16 protein-coding genes are annotated in these 16,052 nt (G+C 59.0%); 7 read left to right on the top strand and 9 right to left on the bottom strand.

Translation table 11 applies throughout. The annotated features are described in order from the left end of the window. Positions 1-47: 47 nt before the first annotated feature. The 7 genes from MSNKSG1_RS16425 to MSNKSG1_RS16395 all read left to right on the top strand — a co-directional run bounded on the left by MSNKSG1_RS16425 (position 48) and on the right by MSNKSG1_RS16395 (position 5,889). Positions 48-677 carry a metallophosphatase domain-containing protein gene (locus MSNKSG1_RS16425; protein WP_008940423.1) on the top strand — a complete coding sequence of 210 codons (630 nt, stop codon included), beginning with the start codon at positions 48-50 and terminating at the stop codon, positions 675-677. Between the two features lie 8 nt (positions 678-685). Next, entirely contained in the window at positions 686-1,681 is a 996-nt protein-coding gene (locus MSNKSG1_RS16420; protein ID WP_008940422.1) for an LLM class flavin-dependent oxidoreductase, read from the top strand. Beyond that, on the top strand, positions 1,678-2,214 hold the full coding sequence (locus MSNKSG1_RS16415) for an alpha/beta fold hydrolase (protein WP_008940421.1): 537 nt from the start codon (positions 1,678-1,680) through the stop codon (positions 2,212-2,214). The genes MSNKSG1_RS16420 and MSNKSG1_RS16415 overlap by 4 nt, the downstream gene beginning before the upstream one ends. A gap of 142 nt (positions 2,215-2,356) precedes the next feature. Continuing rightward, positions 2,357-3,391, top strand: a complete 1,035-nt coding sequence (locus MSNKSG1_RS16410) for a TRAP transporter substrate-binding protein (RefSeq protein WP_008940420.1) — start codon at positions 2,357-2,359, stop codon at positions 3,389-3,391. A 109-nt stretch (positions 3,392-3,500) separates the two neighbouring features. Then, positions 3,501-4,094, top strand: coding sequence for a TRAP transporter small permease (locus MSNKSG1_RS16405; protein WP_008940419.1), 594 nt, complete (start codon positions 3,501-3,503; stop codon positions 4,092-4,094). Between the two features lie 34 nt (positions 4,095-4,128). Further along, a complete protein-coding gene (locus MSNKSG1_RS16400; protein ID WP_008940418.1) occupies positions 4,129-5,415 on the top strand; it encodes a TRAP transporter large permease in 1,287 nt (428 codons plus the stop codon). Positions 5,416-5,445: 30 nt separating this feature from the next. After that, positions 5,446-5,889: a universal stress protein gene (locus MSNKSG1_RS16395; protein WP_008940417.1), complete on the top strand. Its 444-nt coding sequence runs from the start codon at positions 5,446-5,448 to the stop codon at positions 5,887-5,889. Positions 5,890-5,905: 16 nt separating this feature from the next. On the opposite strand, the gene MSNKSG1_RS16390 is transcribed toward MSNKSG1_RS16395, so the two are convergent. From MSNKSG1_RS16390 to potA, 9 genes are all read right to left on the bottom strand, one after another. Further along, a complete protein-coding gene (locus MSNKSG1_RS16390) occupies positions 5,906-8,092 on the bottom strand; it encodes a GGDEF domain-containing protein (protein ID WP_227498049.1) in 2,187 nt (728 codons plus the stop codon). Between the two features lie 158 nt (positions 8,093-8,250). Then, positions 8,251-9,108 carry an ABC transporter permease gene (locus MSNKSG1_RS16385; RefSeq protein WP_008940415.1) on the bottom strand — a complete coding sequence of 286 codons (858 nt, stop codon included), beginning with the start codon at positions 9,106-9,108 and terminating at the stop codon, positions 8,251-8,253. A 4-nt stretch (positions 9,109-9,112) separates the two neighbouring features. Continuing rightward, positions 9,113-9,973: an ABC transporter permease gene (locus MSNKSG1_RS16380; RefSeq protein ID WP_008940414.1), complete on the bottom strand. Its 861-nt coding sequence runs from the start codon at positions 9,971-9,973 to the stop codon at positions 9,113-9,115. Further along, positions 9,970-11,064 carry an ABC transporter ATP-binding protein gene (locus MSNKSG1_RS16375; protein WP_008940413.1) on the bottom strand — a complete coding sequence of 365 codons (1,095 nt, stop codon included), beginning with the start codon at positions 11,062-11,064 and terminating at the stop codon, positions 9,970-9,972. Before MSNKSG1_RS16375 ends, MSNKSG1_RS16380 begins: the two co-directional genes overlap by 4 nt. Before the next feature lie 5 nt (positions 11,065-11,069). Further along, complete coding sequence (locus MSNKSG1_RS16370) at positions 11,070-12,149, bottom strand: extracellular solute-binding protein (RefSeq protein ID WP_008940412.1); 1,080 nt, start codon at positions 12,147-12,149, stop codon at positions 11,070-11,072. A gap of 112 nt (positions 12,150-12,261) precedes the next feature. Beyond that, positions 12,262-13,299 carry an ABC transporter substrate-binding protein gene (locus tag MSNKSG1_RS16365; protein WP_008940411.1) on the bottom strand — a complete coding sequence of 346 codons (1,038 nt, stop codon included), beginning with the start codon at positions 13,297-13,299 and terminating at the stop codon, positions 12,262-12,264. Next, positions 13,296-14,066 carry a spermidine/putrescine ABC transporter permease PotC gene (potC, locus tag MSNKSG1_RS16360; protein WP_008940410.1) on the bottom strand — a complete coding sequence of 257 codons (771 nt, stop codon included), beginning with the start codon at positions 14,064-14,066 and terminating at the stop codon, positions 13,296-13,298. Before potC ends, MSNKSG1_RS16365 begins: the two co-directional genes overlap by 4 nt. Beyond that, positions 14,063-14,923: a spermidine/putrescine ABC transporter permease PotB gene (gene potB, locus MSNKSG1_RS16355; RefSeq protein ID WP_040887020.1), complete on the bottom strand. Its 861-nt coding sequence runs from the start codon at positions 14,921-14,923 to the stop codon at positions 14,063-14,065. The genes potC and potB overlap by 4 nt, the downstream gene beginning before the upstream one ends. Beyond that, entirely contained in the window at positions 14,916-16,037 is a 1,122-nt protein-coding gene (potA, locus tag MSNKSG1_RS16350) for a spermidine/putrescine ABC transporter ATP-binding protein PotA (protein ID WP_083871128.1), read from the bottom strand. Before potA ends, potB begins: the two co-directional genes overlap by 8 nt. Positions 16,038-16,052 lie beyond the last annotated feature (15 nt).

Below are 16,052 nucleotides of genomic sequence, written 5' to 3'. Positions count from 1 at the left end.
GATGCTGAACGTTTGCCCCTGGACCACGCGACACAGGATCCGAATCAATGAGAATCGTCTGTATTTCGGACACCCACGGCATGCACCGCCAAATTCAGGTCCCCGAAGGCGACCTGCTGATTCACGCCGGGGACAGCCTCGCCCGGGGCACACTCGACGATCTGGAAGACCTGGATGACTGGCTGGGAAGTCTGCCCCACCGACACAAGATCCTGATCGCCGGCAACCACGACTGGTGCTTTCAGGATGAACCGGAGGAGGCCCGTGGCCTGTTGAAACACGCCTGTTATCTGCAGGACGGCGGCGTCGAGATTGAAGGTCTTCGGTTCTGGGGCAGTCCATGGACACCGGTGTTCTTTAACTGGGCCTTCAATCTTGAACGGGGCGATGCCATCGCTGAACGCTGGTCCATGATCCCCGAGAAAATCGATGTTCTGATCACCCATGGGCCACCCGCGGGCATCCTGGATATCGTGCCGGACGGCAAAGGCGACCTGTCCGTCGGCTGCGAGGATCTTGCCGTCGCCGTTGAAAACCGGCAGCCCAGACTCCACATTTTTGGCCACATTCACGAAAGCTACGGGCAGAAACAGCAGGGTAACTCGCTGTTCGTCAATGCCAGCACCTGCACTGGCAGTTTCAAGCCACTGAATCCGCCCGTGGTTCTGGACCTCTGAGGAGCGCCATGTCCGATCAACCCGATTATTCCCTGCTCGAGCTTGCCTCGGTTCGCGAAGGTGACAACGTCGGCACCACACTGGCCAATAGCGTGGCCTATGCCCAGCATGCCGAGGCGCTCGGTTTCAGGCGATTCTGGCTTGCCGAACATCACAACATGGAAGGCATTTCCAGCTCCGCCACTTCGGTTTTGATCGGTCACATCGCCGGCCAGACCCGGAGCATCCGCGTGGGTTCCGGCGGTGTAATGCTACCGAACCATCCACCACTGGTGATCGCCGAGCAGTTCGGGACGCTGGAGTCCCTCTACCCGGGCCGGATCGACCTGGGCCTGGGGCGGGCGCCCGGCACCGATCCGGTCACCGCACGGGCCCTGCGCAGGGACGGACTGGGCGCGGAGCAGTTTCCGGAGGACGTAAGCCGCCTCCAGACGCTGCTGGGGCCACTTCAGCCCGGCCAGTCGGTCAAGGCAATCCCCGGCGCCGGCACCCATGTGCCCATCTGGCTCCTGGGGTCCAGTCTTTTCAGCGCCCAGTTGGCTGCCATGCGAGGCCTCCCCTACGCGTTTGCCGGCCACTTTGCGCCTCGTCTGTATCGGGAAGCGCTCCGGGTCTACCGGGACAACTTCCAGCCCTCGGATCAGCTGGACCGCCCCTACAGCATGCTGGCGGTGCCCGCGATTCCCGCCGACTCCGTGGATGAGGCCCGCTTCCTGGCCACCACCAGCTATCAGCGTATCCTCGCACTCTTCCGGGGCCAGCCGCTCTGGATGAAACCACCGGTCAAATCCATGGCGGGCCTCTGGAACGCCGGCGAGGAAGCCAGTGTGAAAGATTTTCTGGGGTTACAGCTACTGGGAGACGCCGAGGCCATTCGCCAGCAACTCGACCAGTTGCTGAGCACGGTGGAGGTCGATGAATTGATGTTTACCGTGGACATCTACGACCCTGAGAAACGGCGACACGCCCTCGATATTCTTGCAGCCACCCGGAGCCCGCAATGACCGACACTCTGCATGTCTTCCTTTCCCACGGCCTCGAAAGCGGCCCGGGAAGCACCAAGATCCAGGCCATGAAGTCGGCCGCAGGGGCCTTTCCAGGCGTCCATGCGATTGCAGTCGACCATCGCAGCAGCAAGGACCCGGACGTGCGGCTTTCCCAGATGCGCGACGCGATGGCGACCGCCGGGGCCACGCCTGAACGCACCGTACTCGCCGGCTCCAGCATGGGTGGCTGGGTGTGTGCACAACTGAGTTCAGAGTCTCCGGTGCTCGGGTGTTTCATGCTGGCACCGGCACTTGCCCTGCCCCGCTATCCCCAGTCACGCCCCCTGATCCAGGCCAGGTACAGCCGGATCATTCATGGCTGGGACGACGATGTCGTCCCGGTAATGCCGGTTCTGGAACTGGCCCATGAACAGCGCCTGACCACACTGGTGTTACCCGACGGGCATCGGCTCGAACACAGCGTTGATCGGGTGGTGCAGGAGTTCACGGAGTTCCTTGCCAGCTGCCTTGGCGAACCGAATCAATCCTAAATTCATGCACTTGCGATTCCGCTAAAACCTGTATACCGGGTTTAGTTATTTCCGCCATTTTCTTGCGAAAAGCCCATTGTTTTGCCAGTCTTTATAAATGTAACAATGGATTAACGTAAAAAAACGAAGCGGAGACAACCCGATGAGCAGCTTGAGTAAATTCAGGAAACTGGCCGGCATTACGGCCCTGGCCCTGGCAGGATTGACCGCAGCTAGCGTGGTTAACGCAGATACCTGGCGCTACGCCCACGAAGAGTACGAAGGCGACGTCCAGGACGTATTCGCTTACAAGTTCAAGGAATACATCGAGGATCATTCCGATCACGATGTGAAGGTTTACCGTTTTGGTGAACTGGGTGAATCCAGCGACATTATGGAGCAGACCCAGGCCGGTATCCTGCAGTTCGTGAACCAGTCTCCCGGTTTCACCGGTGCGCTGATTCCTGAAGCCCAGATCTTCTTCATCCCGTATCTGATGCCGACGGACATGGACAGCGTTGTCCGGTTCTTCAAGGAGAGCAAGGCCATCAACGACATGTTCCCGAAACTGTATGCGGAGCATGGCCTGAAACTCCTGCAGATGTATCCGGAAGGGGAAATGGTGGTCACGGCGGACGAGCCAATCACCAAGCCGGCGGATTTCAAGAACAAGAAGATCCGGGTCATGACCAACCCGCTTCTCTCCGCCACATACGAAGCCTTCGGCGCCACCCCGACGCCACTGCCCTGGGGTGAGGTCTACGGCGCACTGCAGACCAACATGATCCAGGGTCAGGAAAACCCGATCTTCTGGATCCAGTCCGGTGGACTGTATGAAGTATCCCCGAACCTGATCTTCACCCACCACGGTTGGTTCACTACCGCCATGATGGCGAACCAGGATTTCTACAACGGCCTGTCCGACAAGGACAAGCAACTGGTCCAGGACGCAACGGATTACGCGTTCAAGAAGATTCTGGTGCACATCGACGGTCTGGCTGAGGAAGCCCTTCAGAAGATCAAGGATGCCAGCGACAAGGTCACCATCACCCGTCTGACCGACGAACAGATCAAGGCCTTCAAGGCGCGCGCGCCGCAGGTCGAGAAGAAGTTCATCGAGATGACTGGCGACAGCGGGAAGAAACTGCTGGACCAGTTCAAGGCGGATCTGAAGAAAGTTCAGTCTGAAACCAACTGAACCCGGTAAGGAGGCTCCCCAACAGGGGAGCCTTCCTGTCTGAAGAGTTTAACCCGCGATCCTGACGACGTCCTTCCCGAACAGGGTCGCTTTTTCGGAGCAGAATCCCATGTCCGAGAAGTCTCCGGAGATTGAAGACGACACCGGTTCCTACGAGTCCGGTCTGCCCGGCTTTCTGGGCACCATCGATATCGCTATCAGCAAAATCGAAGCGGTCATGCTTGCCCTCGGCGTTATTCTCATGGCGCTCAACACCTGTGTGAACGTGATCGCCCGCTTTGTGTTCCAGGAGGGGCTGTTCTTCTCCGGTGAGATTAACCGGATTCTCATCATCCTGATCACCTTTGCGGGTATTGGCTATGCCGCAAGGCACGGGCGCCACATCCGCATGTCCGCGGTTTACGACGCGCTTCCCGTAAAAGGCCGAAAGGTACTGATGATCATCATCGCCCTGTTCACTTCTCTGGTGATGTTCTTCCTCTGTTACTACTCCTATGGTTACATCGAAACCCTGTTCAGCCGTGGGCGGATCCTGCCTGCATTGGGCTTCCCGATCTGGTGGATCTATATCTGGGCGCCCGTGGGGTTTGCTATCACCGGCATCCAGTATTTCCTGACCGCAATCAAGAATTTCACGAGCGAGGACGTCTACCTATCGACGGGGGTTGTCGATGGTTATGCGGATACCGAGTCGGAAATCTGAGCCCTGCAGCAGCATTAACGAAGGATAAGAGACCATGGCAACAATAATGATGGCCGTCATGATTGGGTTGCTACTGCTTGGCTTCCCAATGATGGTTCCACTGATTACCGGCGCGGTAATCGGCTTTGTGATGACGTTTGACGGCTTTGGCCAGATGCAGACGTTCGTCCAGCAAATGATGGGCGGCATCCGCCCGGCTTCTCTGATAGCGGTCCCCATGTTTATTCTGGCCGCCGACATCATGACCCGCGGACAGTCCGCAGACCGGCTGATCAATATGGTGATGGCCTTCATCGGCCACGTAAAAGGCGGCCTGGCCATCAGTACCGCCGCTTCCTGCACCCTGTTTGGTGCGGTGTCCGGTTCCACACAGGCGACGGTTGTGGCGGTGGGCTCTCCCCTACGCCCCAAAATGCTCAAGGCCGGCTACTCCGATGCGTTCACCCTGGCACTGATCATCAATTCCAGTGACATCGCATTCCTGATCCCCCCCAGTATCGGCATGATCATCTATGGGGTTATCTCGGAAACGTCCATTGCCGAACTGTTCATTGCCGGCATTGGCCCGGGGCTTCTCATTCTTTTCATGTTCTCTCTCTACTGCCTGTTCTACGCCTATAAGAACAACGTCCCCGTTGAAGAGAAATCCACCTGGAAAGAACGTGCAATCTCGGTGAGGGACGCCCTCTGGCCGCTGTTCTTCCCAGTCATCATCGTCGGCGGCATCTACGGCGGCATCTTTAGTCCCACCGAAGCTGCGGCGGTCTGCGTGCTGTATGCATTCCTGCTGGAATTCGTCGTCTTCCGCTCGCTCAAGCTCTCGCACATCTGGACCATTTCCAAATCCACAGGGCTGATAACCGCCGTCGTGTTTATTCTGGTGGCCGTCGGTAATGGTTTCTCCTGGATCATCTCCTTTGCCCAGATTCCACAGACCATCCTTGAATCTGTCGGCGTCAATGAAGCGGGACCGGTGGGCGTTCTGATCGCCATCTGCGTGTCGTTCTTTATCGCCTGCATGTTTGTGGATCCCATTGTGGTGATCCTTGTGCTGACGCCGATTTTTGCGCCAGCGGTCCAGGCGACCGGACTGGATCCAGTACTGGTCGGTGTACTCATCACCCTGCAGGTCGCCATCGGCTCGGCTACGCCGCCGTTTGGCTGTGACATCTTTACGGCCATAGCCATCTTCAAGCGTCCCTATATGGACGTTATCCGTGGCACACCGCCGTTCATTGTCATGCTGGTTGGAGCAGCGGGGTTGATCATTGCGTTCCCCGACATTGCGCTATTCCTGCGGGATATCGCCTTCAGAGATTAAAACGCCGGTCAGGTACCTGAGGAGAGATACATGTTCAAGCGAATGCTGGTGGCCGTCGATGGTTCCAAGACGTCAATGAAGGCCCTCGACCAGGCGATTGAGCTTCAGAAACTCATGCCGGACGCCGAGATTCTCATTCTGTGCGTCTACAAGCACCACAGTCTGTTCGAGGCCTCCCTTTCCATTGGCCGCCCGTCCGACATGGACATCCCGGACAAGGTTTTGTCTGAATACGCCAAGGGAGTGGTGAATCACGCCAAGGAACTGGCGAAGGAGCACGGTGCCACCAAAGTGCGGGGATTCGTAAAAGCGGGGAAACCGTCAAGGGCGATCATCAAGTTTGCCGAAGAGAAAGACGCAGACCTGATCGTCGTTGGCACCATGGGCACGAACAGCGACAAGGATGGCATCTTCCTCGGCAGTGTCTCCCACCGTGTGGCCTCCCACGCCAAATGTCCGGTACTGGTGGTCTGATTCGTCAGCCTGCCGTTCAAACGCTCTGGGGGGTGGCCGACGCAACCCGGTCACGCCCCCCGGCCTTTGCTCGGTAAAGAGCCTGGTCGGCCTGACGAATCAGGTTGCTCATAAGCTCTGTTGACTCGGGCCAGCTGGCCACTCCGACCGATACCGTGATTTTCCCCAGGTCCACGCCTTTTTCCAGACAGGTTGCCCGGGCAATGGATTGTCTCAGATCCTCGGCACGTTCCGCGGCTTCCGCCAGCGGCGCCTGCGGCATCATCACCAGAAACTCCTCGCCACCGTAGCGGCAGACAGTATCACTCTCCCGGAACTGTTGCCGGAGCAAGTCGGCCACCATCCTCAGGACGCCATCGCCCGCCGGATGACCATAGGTATCGTTGAACTGCTTGAAGTGATCGATATCGATCAGGAGCAGACTCAGGGGGTGGCCATTACGCTGTGCCAGCGCGCCTTCATGGGCGAAGAGTTCGTCGAAAAACCGCCAGTTTTTCAGCCCGGTGAGGGAATCTTCGTAGGAAAACCGCTGTAACTCCTCCCTCAGCAGGATGCCGGACAGTGTCACGCCTATCTTGTCGAGAAACTGTTGGGTGGAAGACACAATCCGGGCACTGCCGTAGTCTCTGAGCCCTTCTTCCAGGACCGGCCCATCGAGCAGGAGAACGCCTTCCGTTAAGAGGCCAGAGGGCGACTGCACGTTCATACGAAAACAGATAACGCCGTCGCCACGGCCCGCCATACTGCCGTCCTCCAGCAACCGCGTCTCCGGAAGTGGTCCGGCTCCTCCCAGGGACACAGGGAAGCGATGACTGGACGGCGCATCTGCCCAGCAGACGACCCGCTCATAGAAATTGTCCGCCACGCGTCGGTAAAACGCCCCTGTGAGGGGCCGGCAGAGTTCCGGTATGGAAGACGCGAGAACCTGAAAGGCCTGATCGATTCCGTCCTGGTCCTGCAGCTTCGCAATCACATTCGCCAGCTGACGTCCTTTGCGTGTTTCCAGCATTAGCAGCCTTGCCCGGGCCCGCTCGCGCTCTGCCAGCGACTCCGCCCGGGCGGTACGTTCCCTGACTTGCTGCTCCAGCGTCCGATTCAGTTCATTCAGGGAACGCTGGGACGAGACATAGTGCCGTGCAGTGATGGTCACGACCGCCAGCGAGAACGCCAGGGCGCCCCAGCTCACCGGAACCCGGCCCCAGGGCAGGATACTGTGGGCAACCGCCATGTCCAGGACCAGCAGCAGGGAGAAAAGCCCGAAAGTACCAAGCAGCACCTGTTGTTCCCGCAATAACCCTCGAAAATGACGGATGGCGATGGCCGTCATCAACACCAGACTCACCAGGAACAGGGCATCGAATACCGGAAACGTTGACGACAGATCCACGGCCCCGACCAAAGCCAGAGCAATCGCCCCGGCCGCGTATCCCAGATGAAACTTCCAGATCCACTCCAGCCATTGCACAGACTGTGACTTCAGCCATTGGGACAGGAGCAACGCCATGGCCACAGGAATCAGATAGTAGGACCCCGCCGCCAGGTAATCCCACACCAGGGGATGATATGAGATCAACAGACTCGCCTGACTCTCGGATACCAGCATGACGGCAGTCGCTGCAGAAAACAGCGCCAGACTGGTGAAGTTCGGGTTCTGGGGCTGCATCATCGCAAACAGCAATGCCAGCATCGCGATCAGCGCGCAAAAACCCGCGATCACCAGTGACTCAGTGGATGTGTCCAGAACTCTCAGAACGAGGTCCGGTTTGTCCATGATGGCCACTTCACCCCACAGGCCGATATCGGTGTAATTGGAGAAAACCCTGAAATAGATCGGTTGGCCCGCGTAGTTTTCCGGGAGTGAAATGGCGTGCCAGGGCCAGCCTTCGAAGGGCCCTTTCCCCTCGGCATCAAAGGTGCCGTACTGATAGATCTTCTTACCGTCGAACCAGACCTGGACGATGATGTCGACACTGTAGATATAGAGGATTGGTGCCTGCCAGCTGCCTTCCGGCAAGGTCACCCTGAACCAGGCATGGTCGTGACCGTTCCGGCCGGGTGGATTGGAGGGAAAGGCAATGGAGTGCCACTGCTCCGGGGCGTGCTGCCGGGTCCACACAGGCACGCCGGCCTTGTCGAAGGGTGAATCGCCCCAGCGGTACTCCCAGCCCTCATCCACGGACTGGGAGGCAGCAAATGCAGCCACCGGCAGACAGCAAATCAGCCAAAGCCGCAGAAACCAGATTGCAGGAGTTGCCAGTTGTTGCACCGTGAGGAACCTGAGAGATGAAGCCTTTGGCGTCAGTATAGCCTCAGTCCATGAACAAAAGGGAGCCTGGGATAAAACAGGCCCGGCAAGCCATCCTACGATTTCCTGGTGTCCCCCCGGGTCACCAGCAGGGCAAGGAGAGCGGACGCGACCATCAGGAACAGGGCGACCGCATTGAGCACCGGCGTCGAACCTTCCCTGAGGCGGTTGAAGAGCGCCACCGTTAACGGCGTATCGCTTCCGGTGAGCATCACCGTGGTGTTGAAGTTCTCGAATGACATCAGGAATGCCATGGCCGCGGCCCCGAGAATCGATGGCATCAGCCAGGGCAGCGTCACGGTAAACCAGGCCACAACGGGCGTCGCACCCAGATTGAGCGCTGCCTCTTCGAGCTGCCGGTCAAACTTTCGCAGCCGAGAGGCAATCACCAGGGTTGCCAGTGTGGTGATGAAGGTTACCTGTCCCATCACGACCAGCGTCATGCCCGGGCGGAATACATCCAGTTCTATGCCCCAACTCCGGGAAAGATCGTTGGCCATACCACTGTAGAACACCAGGATGGAGACCCCGAGAATCACGCCCGGGATCACCAGGGGAAGCAGCATCAGCAGGTACAGAAGCTCCTTGCCACGGAATTCGAGTCGCTCGAACAGCACGGCGTTGGCACAACCGAGTGCCACGCTGCAGAGCGTCACCCAGAATGCAATCTGGGCACTGACCCACAGCGCCGACAGCAGAGTGTCGTCATGGAACAGACCGGTCCTTCCACCGGACCCATCCGCGAAATACCAGTCCAGGGTAAACCCTTTCCATGGTAACGACGGAAAGGGGGCGTCGTTGAAGGCAAAGACCGCGGTCACCAGCAGAGGTAGGGCCAAGTAGACGAAAAACGCCACCAGGTAGGTCAGGTAAAGAGCATCAAACAATCGGGAGCGTGGAACGGAACGGATCATGACATTACCCCATCACCTTGCGCAGCGACTGTCCGGTCACCCGGAGTCCGATCCAGACGATGAAGGACGACAGGACCAGCAACAACACCCCCAGGGCAGCCCCCTGCTCCCAGTTGAAGCGTGTGATGAACTGGGTGAAGATCTGCTGGGTGAACCAGGCGCTGTCCTTGCCGCCCATCAGGATCGGCGTCAGGTAACTGCCGAGTGTGAGCATGAAGACAACGATGCAGCCGGAGACAATACCGGGCATGGCCCAGGGCACGACGATTTCCCGCAGAACGGTGAAATGGCCGCCGCCAAGGTCGTAGCCGGCTTCCACCAGGTTTTCGTCCATACCCTCAAGGGTTGTCACCAGCGGCACAACCATGAATAGCAGGCCGTTGTAGACCAGGCCAATAATCACGGCCACGTCGTTGTACAGCATCTCCACCGGGCCGTCCGCCCAGCCCAGCGCCTGTAGCCAGGTACTGAACACACCACTTTCCCGCAGCAGGATCATCCAGCCGTAGGTCCGGACCAGTTCGCTGGCCCAGAAAGGAATCAGGCAAGCGAGGAACAACAGCCCCTTGGAACGCCCCCGTGCCAGCTTCGCGATGTACCAGGCGATGGGAAACGCGATGACCAGGGTCAGAAAGGTCGTGAACAGGGACATCACCCCGGTCCGCACAAACGTCCGCCAGTAATAGGACTCGGAGAAGAAATTCTGGTACTGCTGAAGGCCCCAATCCAGCGTATCCCAGCTTTCACGGACCTGGAAAGACACCCTCAGCATCTGCAAATGCGGCAGGAGCACCAGCAGGACGATCCACAGCAGGAACGGGGTGAGTAAAAGCCACAGTGACAGGCGACCGGCGGAAGATCTCATGCACCCCCCGCAGGGAAAACCCGGGCCAGCATGGGATCCCAGCCGAGCTGCAATGTCGCGCCCTCGCTCAGCCCTGGCGCCGAACCGTCCTGGGGCAGGCGCGCGAACAGAGTTTGGCCGGAACTGGTCACTTCTACCCGACTGTTGGCGCCGTCAAACAGGGTTGTGTCAACGCTGGCCTGGACGGTCGAGAAATCCGGTTTGAGCGCCTCACCCGCCAGCACCAGCGATTCTGGCCGGACAAACAGTTCCGCCCGCTCGCCCACCGCCGGTGCCTGGGACGCCATACGACCCCGGACCAAGCCTCCATCGTCCAGCCGTACTTCTGCCAGCCCTTCACGGACACTGATCAGCTCACCCGCCAGGCGGTTGTTATCGCCGACAAAGCCAGCCACAAAGGGCGTTGCCGGTTCCCGATACAGCTCTTCCGGCGGTGCGACCTGGTCGAACCGGCCATTTTTCATGACCGCCACCTGATCGGACATCACCATGGCTTCGGACTGGTCGTGGGTAATGTAGACAAAGGTGGTGCCAAACGCCTTCTGGAGGTGCTTCAGCTCAACCTTCATCTGTTCGCGCAACTTCAGATCCAGCGCACCCAGCGGCTCATCGAGCAGCAGCAGGGTGGGCTCAAGCACCAGACACCGGGCCAGGGCCACCCGCTGGCGCTGGCCGCCGGACAACTGTTGGGGATTCCGGTTCTCCGTACCCGGCAAACCCACCTGCTCCAGCACCCGGGCGACACGCTTTTGCCGCTCCGCAGCCGGAACCCCCCGACGCTTGAGCCCATAGGCAATGTTGTCGCCGACGGACATGGTGGGAAACAGGGCCAGATGCTGGAACACCATGTTCACTGGCCGCCGGTTGGGCGGGACCTCATTCATCCGCTGGCCCCGTATACGGATTTCCCCTTCATCGGGGCGATCGAAGCCGGCCAACAGGCGCAACAGGGTCGTCTTGCCACAGCCAGACGGCCCCAGAATGGAGAAGAACGTACCCGCCGGTACGTTCAGGGAGACGTGGTCCACCGCGGCGTTATCGCCAAAGCGGCGGACCAGACCGCTGCAGGACAGGTCAGACTCGGATGCCATGGCAATCAGTTCGCCGCCTGAACCCGATCGAGCACCTGCCCTTCCATGGTTTCCAGTCCCGGGGGTACCGGCGGATACCATTTAATATTATTGATTGCCTGATCCGTGAAGCTGGCCCGGTAGGCATCCCGGAGATCCGATTTCACGTATTCGTCGGCGCCCTTGGAGGCGGTGAAATTCCCCGAGGCGTTGGTGATCTTGGCGGCAATCTCCGGCTGCATCACGAAGTTGATCCACTTGTAAGCAGCTTCTTCGTTCTCGCTGCGCCGGGGGATGGCAAAGGTGTCAATCCAGCCCAGGGCGCCGGACTCGGGCGCGACAAACCGAATGTCAGGATTTTCAGCATTCAGCTTCCAGCCACCGGCATCCCAGGCCATAGCCGCCTTTACCTCACCAGTGCGCAGCAGTGCCAGAAGCTGGTCGCCGCCGGTCCAGTAGGTTTTGACGTTGGCCTTGCAGTCGATCAGCTTGTCTTCCACTTTTTTCATGATGGACTGATACTGGTCCCGGTCGTTATAGGCGGCAAACGGATCCATTCCCATGGCGAAGGCAAATCCAATCAGCGTCGGGCGTTTGAGCCGGTAGCTGACGTCCCCGGCCACCGACGGATCGCACAGATCGGTGTAGTCCTTGACCGTGTCCGCCACGGAACTGTGCACAATCAGGCCACTGGTGCCCCAGACCGATGGCACGCCGTAGTAGTCGTTGCCCAGTTTGGTGGCATCCTGTGTGGCCTTGACCATGGAGGACTGCAGCTGATCGGTATTGATGCGGCTGTAATCGATCGGCTTGTAGATATTGAACTGGCGCTGAACACCAACGATACGGTCCTGGCTGGGCTGGGCCAGGTCGAAACCGGCACCCCCGGTGGCCCGGAGCTTGGAGATCATGTCCTCGTTATTGGACAGGGTGATCTTTACATCGATACCGGTTTCTTTTTCGAACTGGGCTACCACCTCATCGGGGGCGTAGCCACCCCAGGTAATCAGGCGCAGTTCTTCGGCGAACAGGCTGCCGGAGAAAGTCGCGGCAGCCAGGAAGGTGGCGCCAAGCAGTGCGGATTTCCGTGTCGTGCGCAATGTCATGATCGTTCATTCCCCTGATAGCGGTCGGTAACAAGTTTGCTAACCAAGTGTTATCAGGAAGTTATAGACCATGTATTGCAGTTTTGTGAAACCCGCCCTGCCTGCCGGAGGATTACTGGCCGGATTTCAGCATTTCCCAGTATTTGGCATAGACCTGAAGGGCCTCGTCACCGATATCTACCTGGAACTCAGCATTCTTCATGTCTTCCGGTGTCGGATAGCTGGCCCGATTGTTGGCCACGTCCTTGTCCAGCAGATCCCGGGCTTTGAGATTCGGTGTCGCATACCCGATGTCCTCACTGATCAATGCGGAAATCTCGGGCCTCAGCACAAAGTTGATGAACTTGTAGGCGGCCTCGGGATTGCGGGCATTCTTGGGAATCACGAAGCTGTCCAGCCAGGCAATGATGCCTTCTTTCGGATAGACGTACTTCAGGGATGGCATGGTCTCCTGGGCCATCACCGCCTCGCCGTTCCAGATCATGCCGACATCGGTTTCACCCTCGAGATAGGGCACACGGGGGGCATCCGAGTTGAAGGTACGGACGGATGGCATCAGCTCCTTGAGCTTCTCATAGGCGGCCTTGATTTCGTCCGGGTTGGTACTGTTGCCGGAATACCCCAGCACCCGGAGACCAACGTGGAACACCTCGCGCATGTCGTTGGTGAGCATGACCCGGCCCTTGAACCGTTCGTCCCAGAGATCGGCCCAGGAATCCACCGGCTCTTTGACATCGGCGGTATCCACCGCAAGGCCGGTGGTACCCCAGAGGTAGGGAATGCTGTACTGGTTGTCCGGGTCGATATCCAGATTGGTCAGCTCCGGATCCAGATTGTCGAACCCTTTGATTTTGCTCCGGTCGATCTTTTTCAGCAGGCCTTCCTGGCGCATCTTGCTCACGTAATAGGTGGACGGAACGGCCAGGTCGTACGCAGCGCTGTCGTCCAGCAGCTTGAGCTTGGCATACATGGCTTCGTTACTGTCGTAGGTGGTGTAGACCACCTGGATGCCGGTTTCCTCCTGGAAACGATCCAGCACCTCCTGGGGCATATACTCGGACCAGTTGTAGAGGTTGAGAACCTGGGGTTCCTCGGAACTGCAGCCCGTCAGGCCCAGGGCCAGCAGGGCGGCCAGTGCGAGTTTTTTCATTGTTTGCTCCTTGTGAGTATCCATTGCGACAGCGATAGCATGACCAGTGAAAACACCAGCAACAGCGTGCCCAGGGCATTCACCTCAGGCTTGAGCCCCACCCGCACCATGGAATAGATGCGCAGCGGGAGAATCTCGTAGGTGGGGCCACTGACGAACGTACTGACCACCACATCATCCAGTGACAGTGTAAACCCCAGCAGCCAACCTGCCAGAAGGGCCGGCATGATCACCGGGATGAGCACCGTCCGGGTCATGGTGAAATCACTGGCACCCAGATCCCGGGCCGCTTCGGGCAGGCTCTCATCAAAGCCGCTGAGCCGGGCCATGACCGTAATCACCACGAAGGGCAGACAGAAGGTGACGTGGGCCAACAGCAGGGATACATACCCCAGCTGTATCCCCACCAGCAGGAACAGTGCCAGCAGGGAGATCGCCAGGACGATTTCCGGTGACATCATCACCACGAACAGCATGCCGTTCAGGACTCTTTTGCCGCGAAACCGGTAACGATGCAGCGCCAGGGCAGTCAGCCCCCCGATCAGGGTGGACACCGTAGCCGCGGAAAGCGCCAGCCACAGGGAGTTCCACATGGCCTCTACCATGGCGTGGTTGTTGAACAGGGTTTCATACCAGCGCAGGCTCAGGCCGCCCCAGGTGTAACCGCTACGGGAATCGTTGAAGGAAAACACCACCAGCACCGCAATGGGCACATACAGCAGTCCGTAGATGAGCATCAGCCAGGCTCGGGGTAGCCATCGGATCATGCCGATCCCTCCTCGCCGATGCGCTGTTTGCTGATACGGTGGGCCAGCATGAGAACGGCCATGGTGAGGGTCAGGACAATGCTCGCGGCGGCCCCGAAAGGCCAGTTACGGGCATCCAGAAACTGGTTCTTGATGACATTACCCACCAGCAGGTTCCGGGAGCCTCCGAGAATGTCCGGCACGAAGAACAACCCCATGGCCGGAAGCAGGACCAGCATGACGCCTGCCAGAACCCCCGGAAGGGTCAGCGGGACGATAACGTGCACGAAGGTCGCGAAACGACCGGCCCCCAGGTCGTGGGACGCCATGACCAGCTCCTCCCGGAGGTCATCGAACACCGAGTACAGGGGCAGAATCATGAACGGCAGCAGCAGGTACACCAGCCCGATAATCACGGCGCCCTCGGTGTACAGCATCCGCACCGGTTCATCGATCCACCCCAGTGACAGCAGCGCAGAGTTGATGAGCCCGTTGGTCGCCAGGATCAACTTGAGCGCGTAGGTCCGGACCAGCGAATTGGTCCAGAACGGCACGATCAGAAAGAAGATCAGCAACAGCTGACGCCGTTTCTCCACTTTCGAAAGCGCCCAGGCGAAGGGATATCCGATCAACAGGCAAGCCAGTGTCGTGACGGCGGCCATGTAGAGGGAGTGCAGAAACACATCCAGGTACAGCGGATCCATCAACTGGCGATAGGCGTCGAGATTCAGGGGCAGCGAGAGAAAGCTGCCGGGATCCCGGGTCATGACACTGGCGCCGACCACCAGCAGATTCGGCGCCAGTACCAGGAACAGCAACCAGCCCCACACCAGGACCAACACGGCCGTTCTGAACGGCTGCTGGCGAATGCTAGACATCGTCGGCGAGACTCCCGATGTTGGCAACCGTGGATTCTTCCGGCAGCAGCCACTCCCAGCCATCCACCCAGCTCACCCGCACCGGCTCGCCCAGCCGATAGTCGAACGCCGGATCGTCCTCGTCGAAAAACTCGCTGGCCAGTACCTCGGTGCCATCGTCAAGATGGATCACCGAGTCGAGCGTGCTGCCCTTATAGTTCCGTTCGACAATCCGGCCGGCCAGCCCCTGTTCATCGGACGGCTCCAGCACCCGGATGTCCTCCGGTCGCAAAAGCACATGCACGGTCTGCCCCGGATGGAGCTCGAAACCGGGTTTCCTCAGGGTCCGTTTCAGGCCGAAAACATCCACGATGATTTCACCGCCGTTAATGGCATCAACCGTTCCCGGGAAGAAATTGGTCTCGCCCACGAATCGGGCCGTGAAAAGGTTGGCCGGGCGCTCATACACTTCCCTTGGCGTGCCAAGCTGCTGGACGACACCGTCCTTGAGCACCACCACCCGATCGGACATGGACAACGCCTCTTCCTGGTCGTGGGTCACAAACACGAAGGTAATCCCCAGCTCCCGTTGCAGCCGTTTCAGCTCAATCTGCATGGTGCGCCGAAGCTTGTAGTCGAGGGCGGACAAGGGTTCATCCAGCAACAAAAGACGGGGGCGCTTGACCACTGCCCGGGCGATCGCCACCCGCTGCTGCTGACCGCCGGACAATTGCTGGGGCTTGCGGCGAGCGTAGTCCTGGAGCTGAACCATGGCCAGGGCTTCACCGACCCGATCGCGAATCTCGTCGGCGGGTCGCTTTTCCATCTTCAAGCCATAGGCAACGTTGTCGAAAACCGACATGTGGGGAAACAGCGCATAGTGCTGAAACACGGTGTTCAACGGACGCCCTTCAGGAGGCGTGCCTGTCAGATCCACACCGGAAAGCGAAATCGCCCCACAGTCCGGCTGCTCAAATCCGGCAATGAGTCGAAGCAGCGTCGTTTTACCGCAACCGGACGGTCCAAGCAGCGTGATGAACTCCCCGTCGTAGATATCCAGGTCGAGGGAATCCAGAACGGTCTTGCCGCCGAATTGCTTGGTGAGATTGCTCAGAGAAAGCAGTGTCTGTGTCATCGGCCCTGCCCGCAT

The sequence above is a fragment of the Marinobacter santoriniensis NKSG1 genome (assembly GCF_000347775.1).
Taxonomy (GTDB): domain Bacteria; phylum Pseudomonadota; class Gammaproteobacteria; order Pseudomonadales; family Oleiphilaceae; genus Marinobacter; species Marinobacter santoriniensis.
This window is presented reverse-complemented; position numbering and strand designations above follow the sequence as displayed.

Excerpts from the sequence above, each read along its gene's own strand:
- MSNKSG1_RS16425 (WP_008940423.1), top strand. The coding sequence starts at position 48 with ATGAGAATCGTCTGTATTTCGGACACCCACGGCATGCACCGCCAAATT.
- MSNKSG1_RS16420 (WP_008940422.1), top strand. The coding sequence starts at position 686 with ATGTCCGATCAACCCGATTATTCCCTGCTCGAGCTTGCCTCGGTTCGC.
- MSNKSG1_RS16415 (WP_008940421.1), top strand. The coding sequence starts at position 1,678 with ATGACCGACACTCTGCATGTCTTCCTTTCCCACGGCCTCGAAAGCGGC.
- MSNKSG1_RS16410 (WP_008940420.1), top strand. The coding sequence starts at position 2,357 with ATGAGCAGCTTGAGTAAATTCAGGAAACTGGCCGGCATTACGGCCCTG.
- MSNKSG1_RS16405 (WP_008940419.1), top strand. The coding sequence starts at position 3,501 with ATGTCCGAGAAGTCTCCGGAGATTGAAGACGACACCGGTTCCTACGAG.
- MSNKSG1_RS16400 (WP_008940418.1), top strand. The coding sequence starts at position 4,129 with ATGGCAACAATAATGATGGCCGTCATGATTGGGTTGCTACTGCTTGGC.
- MSNKSG1_RS16395 (WP_008940417.1), top strand. The coding sequence starts at position 5,446 with ATGTTCAAGCGAATGCTGGTGGCCGTCGATGGTTCCAAGACGTCAATG.
- MSNKSG1_RS16385 (WP_008940415.1), bottom strand. The coding sequence starts at position 9,108 with ATGATCCGTTCCGTTCCACGCTCCCGATTGTTTGATGCTCTTTACCTG.
- MSNKSG1_RS16380 (WP_008940414.1), bottom strand. The coding sequence starts at position 9,973 with ATGAGATCTTCCGCCGGTCGCCTGTCACTGTGGCTTTTACTCACCCCG.
- MSNKSG1_RS16375 (WP_008940413.1), bottom strand. The coding sequence starts at position 11,064 with ATGGCATCCGAGTCTGACCTGTCCTGCAGCGGTCTGGTCCGCCGCTTT.
- MSNKSG1_RS16370 (WP_008940412.1), bottom strand. The coding sequence starts at position 12,149 with ATGACATTGCGCACGACACGGAAATCCGCACTGCTTGGCGCCACCTTC.
- MSNKSG1_RS16365 (WP_008940411.1), bottom strand. The coding sequence starts at position 13,299 with ATGAAAAAACTCGCACTGGCCGCCCTGCTGGCCCTGGGCCTGACGGGC.
- potC (WP_008940410.1), bottom strand. The coding sequence starts at position 14,066 with ATGATCCGATGGCTACCCCGAGCCTGGCTGATGCTCATCTACGGACTG.
- potB (WP_040887020.1), bottom strand. The coding sequence starts at position 14,923 with ATGTCTAGCATTCGCCAGCAGCCGTTCAGAACGGCCGTGTTGGTCCTG.
- potA (WP_083871128.1), bottom strand. The coding sequence starts at position 16,037 with ATGACACAGACACTGCTTTCTCTGAGCAATCTCACCAAGCAATTCGGC.